The organism is Zavarzinella formosa DSM 19928 (assembly GCF_000255705.1).
Taxonomy (GTDB): domain Bacteria; phylum Planctomycetota; class Planctomycetia; order Gemmatales; family Gemmataceae; genus Zavarzinella; species Zavarzinella formosa.
In genome coordinates, this window is the sequence record NZ_JH636451.1 from 162873 (window position 1) to 164637 (window position 1765).

Here is a 1765-nt window from a genome sequence, read left to right on the forward strand (position 1 = left end):
GGCCGCCGCCGTCGCCGCGCAGGCCGGAGCCTGGCTGCGACGATCCGTCCGGGCCATGGGGCTCGCCGGCTCCGTTTGATTTTTCCGTTGGGTCGGGGCATGGTCGGTTGTGGTCGGCGTGAGGGGGCTCCGGCCGGTCAGACGCCCTTGGGGGCGTGTCAGTCCGCGCGGAGTCCTGTCGCTGTGCTCACCCCGACCCTGTCCAGTTTGCCGATTCTGAAAACGCTTTTTCCCGTCTTGAGTTTGTCGGAGGATCATGAGATGGTTTATTTTCTGGCTTTGTTGATCTTCACCGCTTTGTCGGCCGCCTGCTGGTTTGTGTCCGTGTCGTTGTGTCAAAGCACGACCGGCGGTCCCGATCCGGCCGTGCTTTCCAACCGCAAAGCCACGGCCGTTTTGGCGGTCGGGGCCGTCGCCCTCACGTCGTTCGTTCCCTTCCCGGCCGGATACGTCCTGAACTTGCTGGCCTGGGCCGCGGCCGCGTTCGCCGGCCTGGGCCTGAAGACGGGCCGGGCCGCCGTGTTGTTTGGATTTCTGGCGGCCGGCTCGATGGTCACCCGAATGGTGATTCTGGGCTTCATGGATCTGTTCGGCCTCTGAGCCGCACACCCGGCCCGCCACCTTGTCCCGACGGAGCATCCCATGAAGAGAACCGTCTTGATCGACGAACTGCACATCATTATCCGTGTTGCGGAGGATCTGCCGGAGGCCGAGATTGATGCCATTCGACTGACTCTCGCGGGCCACGAGTTCACGGACCGGCTCCGGCAGGCGGCCCGGGCCATCCTCCGGGCATTCCCCGAACTGGCCTCCTGCCGCCTGTCCGTGACCCGCTGACCCTGATGCGGGCGGAGCTTTTGACACGCGGTCATGTCACCGGCCCGGCCTCCGACAAGGAGGATGGGGACGGTGACATGGCTGGTTGAATGCGGTCCCGGACGTTGGGGCGGCTTGCTTTTTCTTACGTGTCAGTCGGTCTCCTCCCCGGCTTGGGCGGGGAAAAATGCCAGACAGGCGCCGTCGGCCGTCTGGCGGGCCAGTGCTTCGCGGAGAATCTCCGCCGCCAAGTCGTCGTATGTCCGGTCCGCTTGGTGATACGCCCGGACGGTCAGAGACAGTCCCCGGACCCGGTTCACCTCCTCCACCACGGCCGACGCCTCCGACCATTCGGCCAGTCTCCGGCGGACCGCCGACGCCACCCGGAACCGCGGGTCGCGAGTGGTGTGCAAACAGCCCCGCAGGGCCTCAAAGCGTTCGGCGGCGGAGAGCCTTTCTTCCGGCCCGACCGCCCCGGCGTGCCCGGCCTGCCGGTACAATTCGGCGACAACTTCCAGCGTGATCCCGTGGGCGGCCAGGGCGGGCCTCAGGAACCGGGCCGGATCGGCGGCCACCGTCCGGGCAAACACCGATTTGGCGTGCTCCCTGAGCGGGACAAGGGCGGTCTCCAGTGATTGCACCGCCAGCCCCTTCTGGCCGAGCCGCAGGTTAACCGCGGCCTCCCCGAGGGACGACACGGTCAGGTGCCGGGCCAGCAGCCAGCAGTACGTCTGGTCGGCGTCCGCAAGACGCGTTCGGAGTTGCTCCGCGTAATTGGCGGAACTGTCGGTCAGGTCATTGACCGCCGCCTCGAACAGGGTGTCCGCCCGGCCCGGATGCGCGGCCGCGATGTCCAGCTCGTTCTTGAATTTGGTCAGGCCGGCATTGAGGGCGGCCCGATGCTGGGCCTGGATCATTGTCCTGAGCTGCCGCACCTCGGCCGCCAGCC

The 1765-nt window shown here is 66.9% G+C and carries 3 protein-coding genes; 2 read left to right on the forward strand and 1 reads right to left on the reverse strand.

Translation table 11 applies throughout. The annotated features are described in order from the left end of the window. The first annotated feature begins 261 nt into the window (after nt 1–261). Together BGIM_RS0143335 and BGIM_RS0143340 are read left to right on the forward strand one after the other, a co-directional pair. Entirely contained in the window at nt 262–600 is a 339-nt protein-coding gene (locus tag BGIM_RS0143335) for a hypothetical protein (protein WP_157369871.1), read from the forward strand. Between the two features lie 42 nt (nt 601–642). Then, nucleotides 643–837, forward strand: a complete 195-nt coding sequence (locus tag BGIM_RS0143340; RefSeq protein WP_020475830.1) for a hypothetical protein — start codon at nt 643–645, stop codon at nt 835–837. Nucleotides 838–968: 131 nt separating this feature from the next. On the opposite strand, the gene BGIM_RS0143345 is transcribed toward BGIM_RS0143340, so the two are convergent. Beyond that, nucleotides 969–1765: hypothetical protein (locus BGIM_RS0143345; protein ID WP_193789075.1), on the reverse strand; the 797-nt coding region annotated here is incomplete at its 5' end.

Excerpts from the sequence above, each read along its gene's own strand:
- BGIM_RS0143340 (WP_020475830.1), top strand. The coding sequence starts at position 643 with ATGAAGAGAACCGTCTTGATCGACGAACTGCACATCATTATCCGTGTT.
- BGIM_RS0143335 (WP_157369871.1), top strand. The coding sequence starts at position 262 with ATGGTTTATTTTCTGGCTTTGTTGATCTTCACCGCTTTGTCGGCCGCC.